We start from the raw sequence: 18,589 nt of genomic DNA, 5'->3' as shown, positions 1-18,589 counted from the left end.
ATTCATGCCTAATTGATGAGCTGCCACGTGGCGTGCTCATGACATAAGCTCTTCCAGAGCAGCGGGCAGCATGGCCCCATGACCTTCCGGCGATCGTTCGAGCGAGCCGGATCGTGTCATGGGGTTTTTTGCGTTGGTCGATGCGTTGAGGTTTGGGATGGTCGGTACGATCAAGGTCGGTATCCTGTTCTCCTGCACCGGACCCTATGGCTCCATAGGGCTCGACTGTCGCGACGGGGCGGCGCTCGCCTTTGCCGAGGCCAGCGAGATGGCCGGCGACGGGCTTGCCTTCGAGCCGGTCTACGCCAACCCCGAGGGCGAGCCGCGCGCCTATCTGGAACAGGCGCGCGCCATGCTGCGCGACGACGGCTGTCGCCTGATCATCGGAACCATCACCTCGCTCGCCCGCAAGGAAGTCATCCCGCTCATCGAAAAGCACGACGGCCTGCTCTGGTACATCTGTCCCTACGAGGGCTTCGAGGCCAACGAGAACGTCATCTACACCGGCGCCTGCCCCAACCAGCACCTGATGCCGCTGTTCGAGCATCTGCTGCCGAGGCAGGGCCGGCGGGTCTATCTCATCGGCGCCAACTATGTCTGGGGCTGGGAGATGAACCGCATCGCCCGCGACCTCTTGCGGGACGCTGGCGGCGAGGTGGTGGGCGAGCGCTACCTGCCCATCGAGGAAACCGATGTCGACAGGCTGATCGTCGACATCCGGAGCCGCCGCCCCGATTTCATCCTCAACAATCTGATCGGCCCGTCGAGCCATGCCTTCCTGAGGGCCTACAAGGCGCTCGGCGATGCCGACCCCGCCTTCCGGCCGGAGGTACGCCCCGTGGTGAGCTGCGATCTCACCGAGGCCGAGATCGGCGAGATCGGCCTTGGCCTGTCCACCGGCCACCTGTCGGCCGCCAGCTATTTCGGCACCCTGGCGACGCCGGAGAACGAGCGCTTTCGGGCGCGCGCCGCCGCCACCCTGGGCACGGACCGCCGGCTCTCGTCCTTCGTCGAAGGCGCCTATGTCGCCGCGCACATGCTGATGGACGCGGTCCGCGCCGCCGGAAGCGACGAGCCGTCCGCCGTGCGCGCGGCGGTCCACGCCCGCCTGTTCGAAACGCCGCATGGCCCGATGCGCATCGATCCGCGGACCAACCACGCCGCCCTGCCGTTCCACCTCGGCCGCATCCGCGACGATGGCGACTTCGACATCATCGCCAGCCGCCCAGCCATGGTGGCCGACCCCTACATGACGGCGCCGCGCGAAGGCGGCCGGTCCGGCCTGAGGGTGGTGTCATGACCGCGATCCCCGACCTCGTCGGCCGCAAGGTCGCCATTCTTCACCGTCCCGACGAAGGCATCGCCCGCCTCGTCCGCCAGCTCGGCCTGCTCGGCCTCGAGGCGCACGTGCAGTGGACGCCGCTGGATCTTGAGGCGACGCCGGCCGACATCGTGCTGGTGGATGCCGATCAGGGCTGGTCGGGCCTGTTGCCCTGGTCGGGCGAGCCGGCGCCGGTGCCGATGGTCGCCTTGCTGCAATCGGAAGCGCCCGGCCGCGTCGCCTGGGCAATCTCGGAAGGCGCGCTGGCCATCCTGCCCAAGCCGGTGGTGCCCGCCGCCGTCTATCCGGCGCTGGTGCTGGCCGTCGCCGCCCATGCCCGCGCGGTCGAGGCGGCCGCCCGCATGGAACGCTTGGAGGAGCGGCTTCGCATGCGCCCCCTGGTGCACGCCGCCGTCAGGTCCATCGAGATGGCGGTCCAGTGCGACGAGGAAGCGGCCTATGCCTCTCTCCGCCGCGCGGCCATGAAGCGCCGCATCACCATCGAACAGACGGCCGCCGAGATGCTGGCCGGCGTCATTCCCCTGTCGGAGGCCGGCTGATGCGCATCGCCCGTGAATTCCTGCGCCGCCCCACGGCCGTCTTCGGCCTCGTCGTGGTGCTCCTGGTGGTGGTCGGCGCCCTCACCGCGCCGCTGATCGCCCCCTACGCCCCCGACGAGCAGCTGTTCGATGGCCTGACCCTCGAAGGCGCGCCCATCGGCCCCGATGCCGCCTTCCTGCTCGGCACCGACACGCTCGGCCGCGACCTGCTGACCCGCCTGCTGTTCGGCGCCCGCACCTCGCTGATCATCGGCGTCGTCGCCAACGGCACGGCCGTCGCCATCGGCCTCGGCGTCGGCATGCTGGCCGGCTACCTGCGCGGCCCGGCCGGCAATGCCCTGATGCGCTTCACCGACCTGATGATGGCCTTTCCGGCGCTGCTGCTCGCCATCGTTCTGGCCGCGCTGTTCCACCCCAGCCTCTGGATCGTGGCCATGGTGATCGCCATGGTCAACTGGGTGCAGGTGGCGCGCATCGTCTACACCGAGACGCGCGGCCTCGTGGAGCGCGACTTCATCCTGGCCGAACGGTCGCTGGGCGCCGGCCACGGCCGCATCGTCTTCCGCCATATCCTGCCGCACCTGATGCCGACCGCCATCGTCTGGGGCACGCTCGGCATCGCCACCACTGTGCTGCTCGAGGCGACGCTGTCCTTCCTCGGCGTTGGCGTGCAGCCGCCCGAACCCTCCTGGGGCAACATCATCTTCGAAAGCCAGAGCTTCTTCACGGCGGCGCCCTGGCTGGTGATCTTCCCCGGCATCGCCATCCTGCTGACGGCGCTGTCCTTCAATCTGGTCGGAGATGCCTTGCGCGACATCCTGGACCCGACCCAGCGCGGGAGGATGTGAGATGATCGAGCTGATCCTGCGCCGGCTCGGCGGCGCGCTGATGATCCTGTTCGGCGTCGCGGCCATCACCTTCGTGCTGCTCTACGCCTTGCCTGCCGACCCGGCGGTGCAGCTTGCCGGCCGCTCGGCCACCGCCCAGACGGTCGCCAACATCCGCCACGAGCTCGGCCTCGACCAGCCGCTGATCGTCCAGTTCATCCATTATCTCGGCAATCTCGTGCAGGGCGATTTCGGCCGCTCCTACACCCAGAAGACCGAGGTGATGACGCTGATCCTGGCCCGCCTGCCGGCGACGCTGATCCTGATGGTCTCCGGCATCCTGGTCGAGGTGGCGATCGGCCTGACGCTCGGCACCGTCGCCGCTCTCAATCGCGGTGGCTTCGTCGACCGGCTGGTGATGACCGTCTCCTTCGTCGGCGTGTCGGCCCCGCAGTTCGTCGTCGCCCTGCTGCTGCTCTACGTCTTCGCGGCGACGCTGCAATGGTTCCCCATGTCCGGCTTCGGCACCTTCAACCACGTCGTGCTGCCGGCGCTGACCCTCGGCGTGCTGGGCGCCGGCTGGTATGCCCGCATGGTGCGCTCGGCGATGATCGACGTGCTCAACCAGGACTATGTCCGCACGGCGCGAGCCAAGGGCGTCGCCGAACGCAATGTCATCCTGCGCCATGCCGTGCCCAACGCGCTGTTGCCGATCGTCGCCATGATCGGCATCGACGTCGGCCAGTTCATGGGCGGCGTGGTGGTGGTCGAAGCCGTCTACGGCTGGCCCGGCATCGGCCAGCTCGCCTGGCAGGCGATCCAGCAGGTCGACATTCCCATCATCATGGGCGTCACGCTCATCTCCTCGCTCGCCATCGTGACCGGCAACCTGATCGCCGACCTCGTGGCGCCGCTGATCGACCCCAGAATCCGGGCCCGCTAGGGCCATGGAAAAGAATCCGGGCCCGCCAGGGCCTCGATGACGCCGGGCTGACGGCCCAGCCAACGAAAACAACAGACCTTAGACAAAGGGGAACCCGCATGACACATTGGCTGCAAAGAACCGCGCTGGCCGGCCTGATGGCGCTGACGCCACTCGTCGCGCTCGCCGACGAGACGCCCGTCAAGGGCGCCACCATCGTCGTCACCTACAAGGACGACATCGCCACGCTCGACCCGGCCATCGGCTACGACTGGCAGAACTGGTCGATGATCAAGAGCCTGTTCTCCCGCCTGATGGAATACACCCCCGGCACGGCCGATCTGGTGCCGTCGCTGGCCGAGAGCTTCGAGATCACGCCGGACGGCCTGACCTACACCTTCAAGCTCCGCAAGGGCGTGAAGTTCTCCAACGGCCGCGAAGTGGTGGCCTCCGACGTCAAGTATTCCATCGAACGCGCCGTCAATCCCAAGACGCAAGGCCCCGGCGCCGGTTTCTTCGGCGCCATCGCCGGCTTCGACGACCTGTCGGGCGGCAAGGCCGAGGGTCTTTCCGGCATCGAGACGCCCGATGACGGCACCGTCGTCTTCAAGCTCAGCCGGCCCGATGCCACCTTCCTGCATGTGCTCGCCATCAACTTCGCTTCGATCGTGCCGAAGGAAGTCGTCGAGGCGGAAGGCCAGGACTTCGGCAAGAAGCCGGTCGGCTCGGGCGCCTTCGTGCTGAAGGATTGGGTGATCGGCCAGAAGCTGGTGTTCGCGAAGAACCCGAACTTCTACGTCAAGGACACGCCGAAGATCGACGGCTTCACCGTCGAGGTCGGCCAGGAGCCGCTGGTGGCGCTCCTGCGCCTGCAGCAGGGCGAGGTGGACATCGCCGGCGACGGCATTCCCCCGGCGAAGTTCCTTGAGATCAAGAACGGACCCGACGCCGCCGACATCATCGTCGATGGCGAGCAGTTGCAGACCGGCTACGTCGCCCTCAACACCCGCGTCAAGCCGCTCGACAACGTCAAGGTGCGCCAGGCCCTCAACATGGCCGTCAACAAGGAGCGCATCACCCGCATCGTCAACGGCAGAGCCACGCCGGCCAACCAGCCGCTGCCGCCGCTGATGCCCGGCTACGACAAGGACTTCAAGGGCTACGCCTACGACATCGAGAAGGCCAAGGCGCTGCTTGCCGAAGCCGGCTTCCCCGATGGCTTTACGACGGCGCTCTACGCCTCCTCGACCGACCCCAACCCGCGCATCGCCCAGGCGCTGCAGCAGGACTTCGCCGCCATCGGCGTCAAGGCCGAGATCAAGGCGCTGGCCAATGCCAACGTCATCGCCGCCGGTGGTACCGAGGGCGAGGCGCCGATGATCTGGTCGGGCGGCATGGCCTGGATCGCCGATTTCCCCGATCCCTCCAACTTCTACGGCCCGATTCTCGGCTGCGCCGGTGCTACCCAGGGCGGTTGGAACTGGTCCTGGTACTGCAACAAGGACCTCGACGCCCGCGCCATCGCGGCCGATGCGATGTCCGATCCGGCCAAGAAGGACGAGCGCGCCAAGCTCTGGGGCTCGGTGTTCACCGACCTGATGGCCGACGCGCCGTGGATCCCGGTGTTCAACGAGCGCCGCGTCGTCGCCAAGTCCAAGCGTATGGGCGGGCCGGGCAACTTCTACATCGACCCGACGCGCGTCATCAACTACGACGCCATCTATGTGAAGCAATAACAAGGACTTGACCGCAAGTCCGCGCCAGCGCGGGGGAGGTTTGATCCTCCCCCGTTCCCTGGCCCGAGGGAGAAACCGCCATGTGCGTTGCCTGCGACTACACCATCCATCGCCGCGATCATCATTATGGCTGGAGCCGCGATTTCACGCCGGCCGCCGTGGCGAAATCCGGCTCGACCATCCATTTCGAGTGCCTTGATAGTTCCGGCGGCCAGCTCGGCACGGGTTCGACGGTGGCCGATGTGGTCAACCTCGATTTCGCCAAGGTCAACCCGGTCACCGGCCCGGTCTACGTCGAAGGCGCCCAGCCCGGCGACGTGCTGAAGGTCGAGATTCGCGAGTTCGTTCCTTCCGGCATCGGCTGGACGGCGGTGATTCCCGGCTTCGGCCTGTTGGCCGACCAGTTCACCGATCCGGCCCTGCACATCTGGACATACGACCCCGGCACCATGGCGCCGTCGCTGTTCGGCCCCGGCGGCAGCGTGCCGCTCAAGCCGTTCGCCGGCACCATCGGCGTCGCCCCGGCCGAGCCGGGCGTCCACTCGGTGGTGCCGCCGCGCCGCGTCGGCGGCAATCTCGACATTCGCGACCTCTCCTCGGGCGTCACGCTCTATCTGCCGGTCGAGGTCGAAGGCGCCCTGTTCTCGGTCGGCGACACGCACGCCGCCCAGGGCGACGGCGAGGTCTGCGGCACCGCCATCGAAAGCGCCATGAACGTCACGCTAACGCTGAGCGTTCTCAAGGGACAGACGCTCGAAAGCCCCCGCTTCACCACACCAGGGCCGGTCACGCGCCATCTCGACGCCGCCGGCTACGAGGTGACCACCGGCGTCGGCCCCGACCTCCTCACCGCGTCGCGCGAGGCGCTCAGCCGGATGATCGATCTCCTCTCCAGGGAGCACGGCTACGCTCCGGCCGACGCCTACATGCTCTGCTCGGTGGCCGGCGATCTGCGCATTTCCGAGATCGTCGACATGCCCAACGTGGTGGTGAGCTTCTATTTCCCGAGGATCGTGCTGTCGTGACGGATATGAGCGGAGACTTCAGGACAGTGCCGGTGCTCAGCGTCGACGGACTGACCGTCGACGCTCTGACCGATCGCGGGGCAAAGCGCGTGCTCGACGCCGTGAGCTTCGATCTGGCGGCCGGAGAGACGCTTTGTCTTGCCGGCGAAAGCGGGTCGGGCAAGTCGGTCACCTCGCTGTCCGTGATGCGGCTTCTGCCGCGCGCCTCGCTGCGCATCGTCTCCGGCTCGATCAAGCTCGGCGACCGCGACCTCACCGGCCTCAGTGAACGGGCCATGCGGGAGGTGCGCGGCCGCGACATCGCCATGATCTTCCAGGAGCCGATGACATCGCTCAATCCGGTGATGACCATCGGCAAGCAGCTGGTCGAACCCATCCTGATCCACCAGGGCGGCAACGAGGCCTCCGCCCGCGCCCAGGCGCTGCGCATGCTGGAGGCGGTGCAGATCACCGAGCCGGCAAGGCGCCTCGGCCAGTATCCGCACGAACTCTCGGGCGGCATGCGCCAGCGGGTGATGATCGCCATGGCGCTGTCCTGCCGGCCCAAGGTGCTGATCGCCGACGAGCCCACCACGGCCCTCGACGTCACCGTTCAGGCGCAGATCCTGAAGCTGATGCGCGAGCTGAAGGGCGAGTTCGGCACCTCCACCATCCTGATCACCCACGACATGGGCGTCGTCGCCGAGATGGCCGACCGGGTCGCCGTCATGAAGGACGGCCGCCTCGTCGAAATCGGCTCGGCGGTCGACATCTTCGAGCGGCCGACGGAGACCTACACGCGCGAGCTGATCGCCGCCGTTCCCCGCATCGGCGCCCGCGCCGGCACCGACGGTCCGCCGGCCATCACCGCCGAGGCCAAGGCGGCGCCGCCGGCCGAAAAGTCGCTGCAACCGGTCCTGGCCGTCAACAATCTCAAGGTGACCTACGGCGCCCGCGCCAGCCTGTTCGGCCACAAGGCCGGGCAGCTCGCTGTGGACGGCGTCTCTTTCGAGCTCAGAGCCGGCCGGACGCTCGGCCTCGTCGGCGAGAGCGGTTCGGGCAAGTCGACCACCGGCAAGGCCGTGCTCGGCCTCATCCCCTACGAGGGCTATGTCGCCATCGACGGCGAGGAACTGATGGATCTCTCCGTCCGGGCCATGCGGCCGGTCAGGCGCCTTGCCCAGATGATCTTCCAGGACCCCTACGCATCCCTCGACAGCCGCATGACGGTGGGCGCCGCCATTGCCGAGCCGATGCTGATCCACGGCATCGGCGACCGGACGGACCGGACCGATCGGGTGGCCGAGCTGCTGCGCCGCGTCGGCCTGACGCCGGATGTGGCGAGCCGCTATCCGCACGAGTTCTCCGGCGGCCAGCGCCAGCGCATCTGCATCGCCCGCGCCCTGTCGCTGAAACCGAAGCTGATCGTCGCCGACGAGAGCGTCGCCGCGCTGGACGTCTCGGTCCGGGCCAAGGTGCTCGACCTGATGCTGGAACTGCAGGAAACCGAAGGGCTGGCCTACCTGTTCATCTCGCACGACATGGCGGTCATCGAGCGCATGTCGCACGACGTCGCGGTGATGAACGGCGGCCGGATCGTCGAACACGGCCCACGCCGCGCCGTCTTCGAAAATCCCGAGCAGGACTACACCCGCCGCCTGATCGCCGCTGTCCCGATCCCCGATCCATCCCAGCGACGCCTGGCCATGGCCGGCTGACGAGAAGGAGATGGACGAGGGTTAGCGAGCCACCCTCAGCGCTTCATCAGCGCGAACACGCCCCAGCCCAGATAGTCCCGCGTGTAGGTGGCGTAGCGTTCGGGCTCCGAGGTGAGCATGGCGCGCACTTCGCCTGCCAGTTCGTCGTCGGGGTTGGCATCGAGCCAGCGGCGCATGGTCAGCCATTTGGCCGCCTCGTAGCGGTCCCAGCCATCCTGATCGGCCAGGACCATCTCGACGACGTCGCAGCCGAGGGCGCCGAAGGACGCGACGAGCTCCGGCAGCACGAGGAAGTCGGAGACCGCATGGGCAAGGCAGCCCCTGGCGATCTCGTCGGTCGCCGGCCGCTGCCGCCAATAGGGCTCGCCAATCAACATAATGCCGCCGGAACGCAGGCTGCGCGACAGAAGCTCGATGCAGCCGCCGACGCCACCGGCGATCCAGGTGGCGCCGACACAGGCCGCCACGTCGACCGGCTCGGCGGACACATGGCCGGCCGCGTCGGCATGGATGAACTCGACTTTGTCGGCGACGCCGAGTTCAACGGCCCGACGCTTCGCCTGCTCGGTGAACAGACGACTCAGGTCGACGCCGGTGCCGACGATGCCATGATCGCGCGCCCAGGTGCACAGCATCTCGCCCGAGCCGCTGCCGAGATCGAGCACGCGCGCGCCCGGCTCCAGACGAAGCGCCGCGCCGAGCGTGGCGAGCTTGTCGGCCGTCATCGGATTATGAATGCGATGGACGCTTTCGGTGATGTTGAATATCCGCGGAATGTCCACTGCGGGCCCCCAAAAGAAATTGAATGGATTCAAGATCCATGGGGACATAGACCGCCACGACGCAATGTCCAAGCGGTCTTTAGTACAGGCGGCCGCCGACCACGGCATCCTTGTCCGGCGCCACCAGCACCACGTGGCCGTTGGCGTCCGGCACGCCCAGCGTCAGCACCTCCGAGCGCATCGGGCCGATCTGCTTGGGCGGGAAGTTGACCACGGCGAGCACCAGCCGGCCGACGAGATTGTCCACCGCATAGTTCTCGGTGATCTGCGCCGACGAGCGCCGCTCGCCGATTTCCGGCCCGAAGTCGATGCGCAGCTTGTAGGCCGGCCGCCGCGCCTCCTTGAACACCTCGGCCGCAATGATGCGGCCGACGCGGATGTCGACTTTCAGGAAGTCGTCGTAGCCGATGATCTCGCTCACCGTTCAGCCCGCCAGTTCGCGCGAGCGATGGGCGGCGGCGGCGATGGCCGCGTCGACCAGCGGCTGCCAGCCTTCCTCGCCCATCAGCACGGCCAGCCCGGCCGCGGTGGTGCCGCCGGGCGAGGTAACGTTCTTCCGCAGCGTCGCGGCGTCGGTCGGCACGCCACCCAGCAGCGCCCCGGCGCCGACAACGGTCTGTCGGGCCAGCAGCATGGCAAGATCGGGCGCGAGCCCGGCCTTCTCGCCTGCCGCCGCCATCGCCTCGACCAGCAGGAAGACATAGGCGGGCCCGCTGCCCGACAGGCCGGTCACGGCATCGATCAGCGACTCGTCCTGGATCCAGGCCGACTTGCCGACGGTGTTGAGCAGGCTCGTCACGACGCGTCGATGCGCCTCGGTGACGGCGGCATTGCCGACGGCCACCGACATGCCCTGCCCCACCTGGGCCGGCGTGTTCGGCATGACGCGGATGATCGGCCCGTCGCCGATCGCCGCCGCGAGATTGGCCAGCGTCGTGCCGGCGGCGATCGACACCACCAGCGTCGAAGGACCGACCACGCGCTTCAGCGCCGGCAAGGCTTCGCCCATCTGCTGCGGCTTGACGGCGAGCATCACCACGTCGGCCGGCTCGGAGATATCGCCGGCGTCCTTGTAGTGCGTGATCGAGTATTCGATCAGCATCGAGAAGGCTTCGGAACCGATGTGCGGATCGACGATCGCCACCGTCTTGGGGCTCATCCCCTTCTTGAGCCAGCCGTGCAGCATGGCGCCGCCCATCTTGCCGGCGCCGACGAGCACGAGCGAACCGATTTCCGAAAATGGCATGATGATCTCCCCGTCCGGCCCCGACCTCATGCGCGGGACCGGCGACCCAACGGCTTCCGGTCTGCCACAAATCGGCTCGTCAGAAAAGCCGAGGCGGAGCGCGCGAGGCTCGCGAAGGCTCCGATTCGGCGAACGCCCACTCCGCCCTGGCGCCACCCTGCCAGAATGGCCACATTTATGGTTAATCGAATGTGACTGCCAATCGCGAAATTGTGATAATATTCATCTGTATTAAATTTCGATTGATGCACCGTTTCAGATCAGTAACCATACTGTTGCATCAATACATCAACCAAAATGCGCCGTCGTCTTGCCCAGATTTCGTCAAATTCTCGCATGGACATCGCCTCATTTGGTCATCATCTTCAGGTCATCGAACAGCCGGGCAGCAATTGCTTACGGCCAGATGGAAAGCGTGCGGGGCAACCTCCCAGTGTCACCGCACCTGATGTAAGGAGTGAAAGTAATGAGCAAGCTGCTTCTTGGCGCCGTCGCCGGTTCGGCCCTTCTCCTGTCGGCCCCGGTTTTCGCCGCCGACCTCAACGAGCCGATCCCCCAGGCTCCCTATGCCGCCCCCGTGACCAGCAGCGCCTTCGACTGGACCGGCGCCTACGTCGGTGCCGACGTCGGTTACACCTGGGCCAACCAGGCTGCCGGCGCTGGCAAGGATCATGACGGCGTCGTCGGTGGCGTGTTCGCTGGTTACAACTACCAGATGCAGAACAACATCGTCGTCGGTGGTGAAGGCGAAGTCGCTTATGGTGGCGCCGATCCGCTGGCCACCTGGACGGGCGCCGTCCGCGGCCGCGCCGGCTACGCCTTCGACAATATCCTGGTCTACGGCACCGTCGGCGGTCTGGTCGGCCAGGGCGAGATGAAGCTCAGCTCCGGCAGCGAGACCCGCACCCACGTCGGTTATCAGGTCGGCGCCGGCATCGAAGCCGCTCTGACCACCAACGTCACGGCCCGCGCCGAATACCTCTACACCGACACCAACAACCGCGACTACGGTTCGGGCAAGGGCGACCTCGACGGCAACACCGTCAAGCTCGGCGTCGGCTACAAGTTCTGATCTGTATTCAGATCGAACAGTGGAATGGCCCCGGCAGCTTCGGCTGCCGGGGTTTTTCGTTTGTCGGCCCGGGTTATGGCAGCGGCCCATCGCGTCTGGTATCGGCGAGAACTGACTGAAGGTCCGCCTTGCCGAACCGCACGCAATAGGCCGGCCTCCCCCGTTCGAACCGCCATCCCTCCGAGAGCGACCCGGCATCCACGGCGTCGAAACCAAATTCCTCGTAGAGCCTGACGGCAACCGCCTTCGCTTCCGCGTCGTCGCCGGCCAGCGGCAAGGCCCGCCGATCGGGCGCCCCCGCCGGCCTGCCGTCGCTTTCGAGATCCATCATGGTGATGGCATTGAAGGCCTTGACGATCCTCGACCGGGGTAGATGCCCGGCCAGCAGTTCGCTCGTCGTCGTCGCCTGCGCGTCGAGTTCGGGAAAGCGCCCGTCCCGCTCGTGATAGTAGTTGTTGGCGTCGATCACGATCTTGCCCGCCAGCGGCGCGGCCGGCACCGAGCGGTAAGCGGACAGCGGAATGGCAAGCACCACGACGTCGCCGAATGCCGCCGCCTCTTCCACCGTGCCGACCTCGCCGCCCACGGCATAGCGCAGGCTGAACATCGTTTCCGGCCCGCGCGAGTTGCAGAGCATGACCTGATGGCCCGAGCGGACCGCCAGCTTGCCGATGGCGCGGCCGACAAAGCCCGCGCCGATAATCCCGATCTTCATTCCGGTTCTCCATGTGCCCCGTCGCATGGAGGTTTAATTGGTCGCGAAATCGCGATAAATACGCATAGAAGAACTACATTCCACACTATCAGGGGTCAATCATGGATCGGCTGACCAGCATGGCGGTCTTTGTGAAGGCCTCCGATCTCGGCTCCTTCGCCTCCGCCGCAGAAGCCATGGGCATGTCGCCCCAGATGGTCGCCAAACACGTGGTGTTTCTCGAGGACCGCCTCGGCGCCACCCTGTTGCACCGCACGACCCGCCGGCAAAGCCTCACCGATGTCGGGCGGGCCTACTACGACCGTTGCAAGCTGGTGCTGGCGGAGGCGGAGGCCGCCGACACTCTGGCGCTCGACATGCGGTCCCGGCCGGAAGGCATGTTGAGGGTCAACGCACCGGTGACCTTCGGCTCCTTCAGCCTCGCTCCCTTCGTCACCCGCTATCTCGACCGCTATCCCGGCATGCAGATCGACCTGACGCTCAACGACCGGTTCATCGATCCGCTGGAGGAAGGGTTCGAGGTGATGATTCGCGTCGGCGAGGTCGACGACACCTCGCTGGTCGCCCATCCGCTGGCGCCCTACCGGCTGATCGCCTGTGCCTCGCCGGCCTATCTCCACCGGCGCGGCACGCCGGAGACGCCGGCCGACCTGGAACGGCACGATTGCCTTGCCTATGGCTACTGGTCGCCGAGCATTCCCTGCCGGTGGCTGTTCTCCCGCAACGGCAAGGCGGAGGAGGTCAGAGCCAACGGACGTTTCCGCAGCAACGACTGGAAGGCCCTGCTGCATGCGGCCATCGCAGGCTTCGGCGTGACGCTGGGGCCGGAAAGCATACTGAACGGCGAGATCGCCGCCGGCCGCCTCGTCCGCGTGCTACCGGACTATGAAGGACCGGCCCGCCCGATGCACATCCTCCACCCCGCCGGTCGCCGGCCGACCGTCAAGCTGCGCAGCTTCATCGACGCCGTGATCGAGGAGTTCGGACCGAAGGGCAAGCGGTGACGCCAGGCGCCCCGGCCGCGCCGATGCCTCAGCGCGGCATGGTCTCCGCAAAGCCGGGGCAGCGGGCGGCAAAGCGATCCAGCCAGCCGGCGAGGCGCGGCCGGCCGGCCCGCCAGTCGTCGCCCAGGCGGAAGTCGATGAAGCCGAGGCTGCAGGCGACGGCGATCTCGCCCACGAGGATCTCCGTGTCCGACGGCGGCGCGGCCTCAAGGGCATCGAGCGCCCGGTTCATCTTGCCGGACTGGTAGGAGAGCCAGCGCTGCGACCACATCGCTTCGTCGCGGAACATCGTTTCGAGCCGCCGCAGCACGCCGGCATCGAGAATGCCATCGCCGAGCGCCTGCAGCTTCAGCGCCGCGAACCGCGCCGCCGGCTCGCTTGGGATGATGCGACCGCCACCGGCGAGGTGGTCGAAATACTCGAGAATGACGCGGCTGTCGTACAGCGTCGAACCGTCGGCAAGCACCAGCGTCGGAATCTTGCCGAGCGGGTTCTGCGTCCTGAGGCTGTCCGTCTCGTCGAAGAAGTCGGCCACCTGCACCTCGACCCGCTCGGCAAGACCGAGAACGAAGGCGGCAAGACGCGGCTTGCGGCCGAAGGGCGAGGTCAGGGAGGTGCGAACGATCAGGTCGGCCATGGCAAATGTCCCAAGATCAAGGTGCCGGGTAGACGTCCTTCCAGCCCGACGGCGAGGCGCCGCAACTCGTGGCGGCCGCCAGACGATCGAGGCGGAAGGCGGTATCGGTGTAGGTCCAGCTGCCGCGGAAGGCGCAGCCGTAGTCGTCGGCGCCCTCGGCGTCCAGGCGGCGGCTGGCCGCGTCGTAGGCGACGCCGAACAGCACGTCGACGCCATACCAGCCGAGCCGGTCGGAGAAGCCGGCGAAGACGAGCGGGCTCATGCCGCCGATCTCGCCGCTTTCGACGAGGTAGAGGCGGGAGGCGAGGCCCGAGGCGTTGCGGTAGCAGGGGATGGCGTAGAGCGTCGCCGTCTCGCCGAGCTGCCCGATCAGCGGCTCGGCGCCGGCGAGGTCGGCCGCGTCGGGCGCTTCGCAGGCGGTTGAAGCGAGATGCAGCTCCAGAAGCCGTGGCGGCACGCCCGCCGCCGAAAGATGGGCGGCCACGTCGACATCCGGCGCCTCTGGCAGCCCCACTGGCGGTCCGGCCCGCCGGTCGCCGGGGATGCGGCCCTGCTGGCGATCGATCTCGTTGAGCGCATCCGCCAGCCCGGCCAGCGGAAAGCGGTCGGTATGCGCCGCGCCGGTAATGTCGATGAAGGAAAAGCGCAGCGTGTGGCCGCGCTGGATCTGCAGCATCAGGCGCCCGAGCGCCGAGGGCGACACGATGTAATAGTCCGACGGATGGACGAAGGGCGCGTAATCCGAACCGGGGTAGAGCGTGCTGTCGACGCCATTGTCGACGGAGAGCGCCACGGGGCGGTCGCGATCGGCGAGCACGCCCAGCGTCGAGATCGACACCGTCCAGCGCGCCCGGCTTTCCGGCGAGCGCTGCAGCACGAAGACGCTGGCCTTGTCCGGGTTGGCCGCCTGGACGCTGGCCGCACAATGAAGCCCCTCGTCGCAGGTGACGGACACGGAACCGAACCGCTTGGAAATCGCCGCCGACGCATCAACCGTCGCGCCGAAGGCGAGTGCCAGGAACGCCATTGCAAAAACCAACCGCCGCGACATATCCCCCCCGATCGCCTCACCTCACCGGCGGCAGAACCACCCGGCTCGCGCGGCAGGCGCGCCTGTCGACCTCCTCGCAGGCGCGAAAACCGAGGCCTCGCGTCAAGCAGACACGAACCTCCCGGAGACGGCGGCCGTCGCAGATAACGGCGACGCCATCGGGCCCGAGCCCCGGATTGGCGGCGACGAAAGCCGCCTCCACCTCGGCGGGAGAGACCATGACATAGTTATCGAGCCGCCGAAAGGCGGCGGGAATGCGAACCGCTTCCCGGGCCGCCCGTACCGTCTTGAGATAGTCGGCCGGCGAAAGGCCGGAACAGGCGCCGTGCTTGCGCCATTCGTGGCGGACGAGGCCGCGCGCCGGCATCAGGTCGGAGACGGAGCGGATGTCGGCCTCGCTGGGGGCAAGGCGCGTCGGACAATCCGCGGGATAGCCGCGTTCGTGCTGCGGCCAGAGGCCGTGCACCAGGAAGCCGAAGCGGCGGCCACGCTCGCACTGCGCATCGTCGCGCGTGCCACCCTCGGCCTCGCAATAGCTCGGCGACCAGGAGAGCGACAGGACATAGAAATCGAACCGGCCGGGCTGGTCGGCCGCCGCGATGGCCGGCCACAAGGCCACGAAGAACAGCAGCAGGCGGACGACAGCCGTCACTTCAGGACCTGACAGTCGGCGCCATAGACGTAATAGGGGTCGTGGCCGGACAGGCAGAACTCGACGTTCCAGCCATAGCCGGCGAAGCCCTCGCCCGCCGACACCACGTAGTAGAGCGCCGTCGGTCGTGCCGAGGTGAGCTCGGCGCGGGCGGCGCAATAGCGACGGTCGATGGCGCTGAAGCCCTCCGTCACCAGCCGCCGCTCGCCGATCCGGTCGAGCGCGGCGATGGTGACGCCGTCCTTCCAGGTGTGCGCCTCGGCCCAGGCCTGACGGCCCGACAGGGTGGAGAGAACCGAGGCGTCGTCGCAGGCCGGAAGATCTCCGGCGGCGGCCATCACGGTCGAACAGCTCAGCGCGAGCAAGGCATAGGCAAAGCGCATGGATCGATCCCCGATATCTGCACGAGAGCGGCCATCGGCCGGCGCCCCGGGCGGGGGCGGTTTCGGGAGCCGAGAATAGACGCGGCCGCTGGCTTGTCGACCTGATTTTTCGGCCGATCGCTTCAGGGGTTGAAGGTGGCCTTTCCCCGGCATGCTGAAGCCGACCAGCAACAGAGGCCGGCTCGGCAGGGGCGTCTTTTTCTAGAGCGTGTCCGGCGAAGCCCGGTTCGCCAGCACGCTCTATCTTCTTGCTGTCGCGTTGTTTTCGCGGAAAACCGCTTCCCACTTTTCCGCACAACGCTCTCAGAGGAACGGGTTGTACACCAGCTCCCACAGGTGGCCGTCCGGATCGGCGACGAAGCCCGAATAGCCGCCCCAGAACACCGTCCGAGCCGGTCGACGCAGCACCGCGCCGGCCGCGAGCGCATGTGCCATCGCCGCGTCGACGGCGGCTTCGGACGGGTAGTCGTGGGCGAACGTGATGCCGTCGAAGCCATGACCGTCGTCGGCAACCTCGGCATCTCCGGCCAGGAGCGACCTCGGGAAAAGCGAGAGCTTCAGATTGTCGAGCGTGTAGATGACATAGTCGTCGTTCGATGCCGCGTCGGCCACAAGGCCCAGGGCATCGTAGAAGCGGCGGGCGCGGGCGAGATCGGCGACGCCGAGCGTTATGCTCGATATGGCGCGGAAATGCGCCCGGCCTTCACTCGTCATGATGATCGCCCCGCGTGCACGGCCGCCTCGGGCCGGAGAATGGCACCGGCGCTGCCCCTCGGCGCATTCGCCGGAGGACGACGCCGGATAGCGGCAAGCCGCCCGCTTACGCGGCGCGGATCGAGCCGAGGAAGGTTGCCAGTTCGTGCCGGAGCCGCTCGGCATTGCGGCTCAGCTCGGAAGCCGAGGCCAACACCTGGGTGGCGGCGCCGCTCGATTCGCTGGCGGCCATGGTGACGGAGGTGATGCTATGCGACACCGTGCCCGTTCCGATCGCCGCTTCCTGAACGTTGCGGGCGATCTCCACCGTGGCGGCGTTCTGGCCCTCCACCGCGCCGGTGATCGATTTTGCGATGTCGTTCATGGTCTCGATGGTGTTGCCGATGCCATGGATGGCGTCCGCCGCCTCGGTCGTCGCCGTCTGGATGGCGCCGATCTGCGCGCCGATCTCGGCCGTCGCCTTGGCGGTCTGGTCGGCGAGCTGCTTGACCTCGGCGGCGACCACGGCAAATCCCTTGCCCGCCTCGCCGGCCCGCGCCGCCTCGATGGTGGCGTTGAGCGCCAGGAGATTGGTCTGCCCGGCGATCGAGTTGATCAGCTCGACGACGGCGCCGATCTTTTCGGCCGCCGCGGCCAGCCCCTTGACCATGTCGTTGGTATGTTCGGCCTCGCTCACCGCCTTCGAGGCGATCTCCGACGACCTTTCCACCTGCCGGGCGATTTCCGACACCGACGACGACAACTCCTCGGTCGCCGACGCCACGGAGGCGACGTTGGCCGACGCCTGCTCGGCGGCGGCGGCCACCGAGGCGGACTGGTTCTGGGTCGAGTCGGCCAGCGAGGTCAGCGACTTGGCCGACAGTTGCAACTCGGTGGAGGCCGAGGCCACCATGGTGACGATGTCGCCCACCGCCTCGTCGAAACGCAGCGCCAGCGCGTTCATGTCCGCGGCGCGACGCTCCTGGTCGAGCCGCTCCTGATCGGCCCTCTCGGCGCGCAGCCTCTCGGTCTCCTGCATGCTGTCGCGGAACACCGCCATGGTCTTGCCGAGCGCGCCGATCTCGTCGCCGCGCTCCGTGTAGGGAGCCTCGATCGAGAACTCGCCCCGCGACAGCGCCATCATGCGCTCGCCGATGACGCCGAGCGGATGGATGATGCGCCGCTGCACCACGATGGCGATGCCGATGGCCAGCGCCAGCGCGCCGACGAACAGGCCGAGGTTGGTCCACAGCGACAGCGTCGCCGCCGTATTGGCCTCGACCGCCTTGGTCTCGGCGATGGACAGCGCCACATTGGCGACGTTGAGCAGGGACATCAGCCGGGGCGCGTTGTAGTTGCTCCAGCCCAGCGTGTCGGTGTCGGCCTTCTCGCCGGCGATGATCGTCTGAAGCAGCTTGGTCTGCCGCTCGATGGCGCCGGAGGTGAAATAGTCGCGGTCGGCGGCGGCAACTGCCTCGGCAAAGGCCGGCGGCAGATCGACGCCGGACGCCATGTCCTTGATGGACTTGAACGCCACCTGGGCGGACGCCATGTGCGTGAAATAGGTCTCGAGCACGTTGTCGGGAACGCCGATCGGCCCGAGGGCGTTGGCGGTCAGGCCGGACGCGTCGCCGGCCGTGTTGCGCATCACCCAGGCGAGCGCCTTGATGTCGAGCAGCCGATCGATCAGCCCATCGGCCAACCGGACCTCCTCGGCAATCCGGGAGGACGCCGAAGACAGCTGGTCGATCATCGCCGTGGCGGCCTTGGTATAGTCGTCGGCAAGCGAAGCCTGACGGCTGGCCTTGTCCTGCTTGAAGGCGTCCTCGGTCTTGGCCTGAAGCGCCTTGAGCGTGTCGAGGGCGCCGCGAAGCGCCTTGGCGAGCTGCGCGCCGTCGGGCAGGTCGGCGCCTTCGAGCGTGGCGATCGCCGCCTCGATGGCCGGCATCTCGGCGCTCCGGGCATCGCGGACCTGCTTGACGAAGCCATCCAGCCCTTCGGTGGCCTTGATGGCCCGGACGGTGCTGCTGCGGTCGATCCTGAGGTTCGGCAGAGCCTGGAACATCTGCGCCGTGGCGCGAGAAACCGTTTCGATGCGAGCCGCCGTCCGAGTGCTCTGCCAAGAAGTCCAGGCACCGATCCCCAACTGGACCAAAATGCCGGCCACGAGCACGGCGATGGTTATTCTCAGCGTGAGACTTACTGTCAGGCGGTTCATATCGCTTCCTCTGTAAAGACCCTTAACGCTAGCAAGAATTTATAGAAG

The 18,589-nt window shown here is 67.4% G+C and carries 19 protein-coding genes; 9 read left to right on the top strand and 10 right to left on the bottom strand.

Going from position 1 to position 18,589, the window contains the following annotated elements; genetic code table 11:
• Nucleotides 1–157 precede the first annotated feature (157 nt).
• The 7 genes from QQZ18_RS20085 to QQZ18_RS20055 all read left to right on the top strand — a co-directional run bounded on the left by QQZ18_RS20085 (nt 158) and on the right by QQZ18_RS20055 (nt 8,088).
• Nucleotides 158–1,300 carry a transporter substrate-binding domain-containing protein gene (locus QQZ18_RS20085; protein WP_284542753.1) on the top strand — a complete coding sequence of 381 codons (1,143 nt, stop codon included), beginning with the start codon at nt 158–160 and terminating at the stop codon, nt 1,298–1,300.
• Nucleotides 1,297–1,881 carry an ANTAR domain-containing response regulator gene (locus QQZ18_RS20080; protein ID WP_284542752.1) on the top strand — a complete coding sequence of 195 codons (585 nt, stop codon included), beginning with the start codon at nt 1,297–1,299 and terminating at the stop codon, nt 1,879–1,881. The genes QQZ18_RS20085 and QQZ18_RS20080 overlap by 4 nt, the downstream gene beginning before the upstream one ends.
• The gene (locus QQZ18_RS20075) at nt 1,881–2,729 is read left to right on the top strand and encodes an ABC transporter permease (RefSeq protein WP_284542751.1); all 849 of its coding nucleotides are present in this window, start codon (nt 1,881–1,883) and stop codon (nt 2,727–2,729) included. Before QQZ18_RS20080 ends, QQZ18_RS20075 begins: the two co-directional genes overlap by 1 nt.
• 1 nt (nt 2,730) lies before the next feature.
• Nucleotides 2,731–3,651, top strand: coding sequence for an ABC transporter permease (locus tag QQZ18_RS20070; protein ID WP_284542750.1), 921 nt, complete (start codon nt 2,731–2,733; stop codon nt 3,649–3,651).
• A gap of 98 nt (nt 3,652–3,749) precedes the next feature.
• The gene (locus QQZ18_RS20065; protein WP_284542749.1) at nt 3,750–5,366 is read left to right on the top strand and encodes an ABC transporter substrate-binding protein; all 1,617 of its coding nucleotides are present in this window, start codon (nt 3,750–3,752) and stop codon (nt 5,364–5,366) included.
• 80 nt (nt 5,367–5,446) lie between these two features.
• The gene (locus QQZ18_RS20060) at nt 5,447–6,391 is read left to right on the top strand and encodes an acetamidase/formamidase family protein (RefSeq protein WP_284542748.1); all 945 of its coding nucleotides are present in this window, start codon (nt 5,447–5,449) and stop codon (nt 6,389–6,391) included.
• Between the two features lie 5 nt (nt 6,392–6,396).
• Nucleotides 6,397–8,088 (top strand): ABC transporter ATP-binding protein, encoded by a 1,692-nt coding sequence (locus tag QQZ18_RS20055; protein ID WP_284542960.1) that lies wholly within the window; start codon nt 6,397–6,399, stop codon nt 8,086–8,088.
• A gap of 35 nt (nt 8,089–8,123) precedes the next feature.
• On the opposite strand, the gene QQZ18_RS20050 is transcribed toward QQZ18_RS20055, so the two are convergent.
• The 3 genes from QQZ18_RS20050 to proC all read right to left on the bottom strand — a co-directional run bounded on the left by QQZ18_RS20050 (nt 8,124) and on the right by proC (nt 10,116).
• Nucleotides 8,124–8,870, bottom strand: coding sequence for an SAM-dependent methyltransferase (locus tag QQZ18_RS20050; RefSeq protein WP_284542747.1), 747 nt, complete (start codon nt 8,868–8,870; stop codon nt 8,124–8,126).
• Between the two features lie 79 nt (nt 8,871–8,949).
• Complete coding sequence (locus QQZ18_RS20045; protein ID WP_284542746.1) at nt 8,950–9,291, bottom strand: tRNA-binding protein; 342 nt, start codon at nt 9,289–9,291, stop codon at nt 8,950–8,952.
• A 3-nt stretch (nt 9,292–9,294) separates the two neighbouring features.
• A complete protein-coding gene (gene proC / locus QQZ18_RS20040; protein WP_284542745.1) occupies nt 9,295–10,116 on the bottom strand; it encodes a pyrroline-5-carboxylate reductase in 822 nt (273 codons plus the stop codon).
• Between the two features lie 466 nt (nt 10,117–10,582).
• Between proC and QQZ18_RS20035 the strand changes: the two genes are divergently transcribed.
• Nucleotides 10,583–11,188: an outer membrane protein gene (locus QQZ18_RS20035; protein ID WP_284542744.1), complete on the top strand. Its 606-nt coding sequence runs from the start codon at nt 10,583–10,585 to the stop codon at nt 11,186–11,188.
• Nucleotides 11,189–11,261: 73 nt separating this feature from the next.
• On the opposite strand, the gene QQZ18_RS20030 is transcribed toward QQZ18_RS20035, so the two are convergent.
• Nucleotides 11,262–11,930: an NADPH-dependent F420 reductase gene (locus tag QQZ18_RS20030; protein ID WP_342398937.1), complete on the bottom strand. Its 669-nt coding sequence runs from the start codon at nt 11,928–11,930 to the stop codon at nt 11,262–11,264.
• A gap of 74 nt (nt 11,931–12,004) precedes the next feature.
• Between QQZ18_RS20030 and QQZ18_RS20025 the strand changes: the two genes are divergently transcribed.
• Nucleotides 12,005–12,907: a LysR family transcriptional regulator gene (locus tag QQZ18_RS20025; RefSeq protein ID WP_284542741.1), complete on the top strand. Its 903-nt coding sequence runs from the start codon at nt 12,005–12,007 to the stop codon at nt 12,905–12,907.
• A gap of 28 nt (nt 12,908–12,935) precedes the next feature.
• Here the strand turns inward: QQZ18_RS20025 and QQZ18_RS20020 are convergent, their stop codons facing one another.
• The 6 genes from QQZ18_RS20020 to QQZ18_RS19995 form a co-directional block, all read right to left on the bottom strand.
• Nucleotides 12,936–13,544 carry a glutathione S-transferase family protein gene (locus QQZ18_RS20020; protein WP_284542740.1) on the bottom strand — a complete coding sequence of 203 codons (609 nt, stop codon included), beginning with the start codon at nt 13,542–13,544 and terminating at the stop codon, nt 12,936–12,938.
• A 16-nt stretch (nt 13,545–13,560) separates the two neighbouring features.
• Nucleotides 13,561–14,571, bottom strand: coding sequence for a DUF1176 domain-containing protein (locus QQZ18_RS20015; protein ID WP_284542738.1), 1,011 nt, complete (start codon nt 14,569–14,571; stop codon nt 13,561–13,563).
• 40 nt (nt 14,572–14,611) lie between these two features.
• Nucleotides 14,612–15,247: a ribonuclease T2 gene (locus tag QQZ18_RS20010; protein WP_284542737.1), complete on the bottom strand. Its 636-nt coding sequence runs from the start codon at nt 15,245–15,247 to the stop codon at nt 14,612–14,614.
• Nucleotides 15,244–15,630 carry a hypothetical protein gene (locus tag QQZ18_RS20005; RefSeq protein WP_284542736.1) on the bottom strand — a complete coding sequence of 129 codons (387 nt, stop codon included), beginning with the start codon at nt 15,628–15,630 and terminating at the stop codon, nt 15,244–15,246. Before QQZ18_RS20005 ends, QQZ18_RS20010 begins: the two co-directional genes overlap by 4 nt.
• A 303-nt stretch (nt 15,631–15,933) precedes the next feature.
• The gene (locus tag QQZ18_RS20000) at nt 15,934–16,344 is read right to left on the bottom strand and encodes a VOC family protein (RefSeq protein WP_284542735.1); all 411 of its coding nucleotides are present in this window, start codon (nt 16,342–16,344) and stop codon (nt 15,934–15,936) included.
• Between the two features lie 106 nt (nt 16,345–16,450).
• Nucleotides 16,451–18,541 carry a methyl-accepting chemotaxis protein gene (locus QQZ18_RS19995; protein ID WP_284542734.1) on the bottom strand — a complete coding sequence of 697 codons (2,091 nt, stop codon included), beginning with the start codon at nt 18,539–18,541 and terminating at the stop codon, nt 16,451–16,453.
• Nucleotides 18,542–18,589: the final 48 nt, after the last annotated feature.

The organism is Pleomorphomonas sp. T1.2MG-36 (assembly GCF_950100655.1).
GTDB lineage: Bacteria > Pseudomonadota > Alphaproteobacteria > Rhizobiales > Pleomorphomonadaceae > Pleomorphomonas.
Note: the sequence above shows the minus strand (reverse complement) of the source record. Positions and strands in the feature narration are given on the sequence as shown.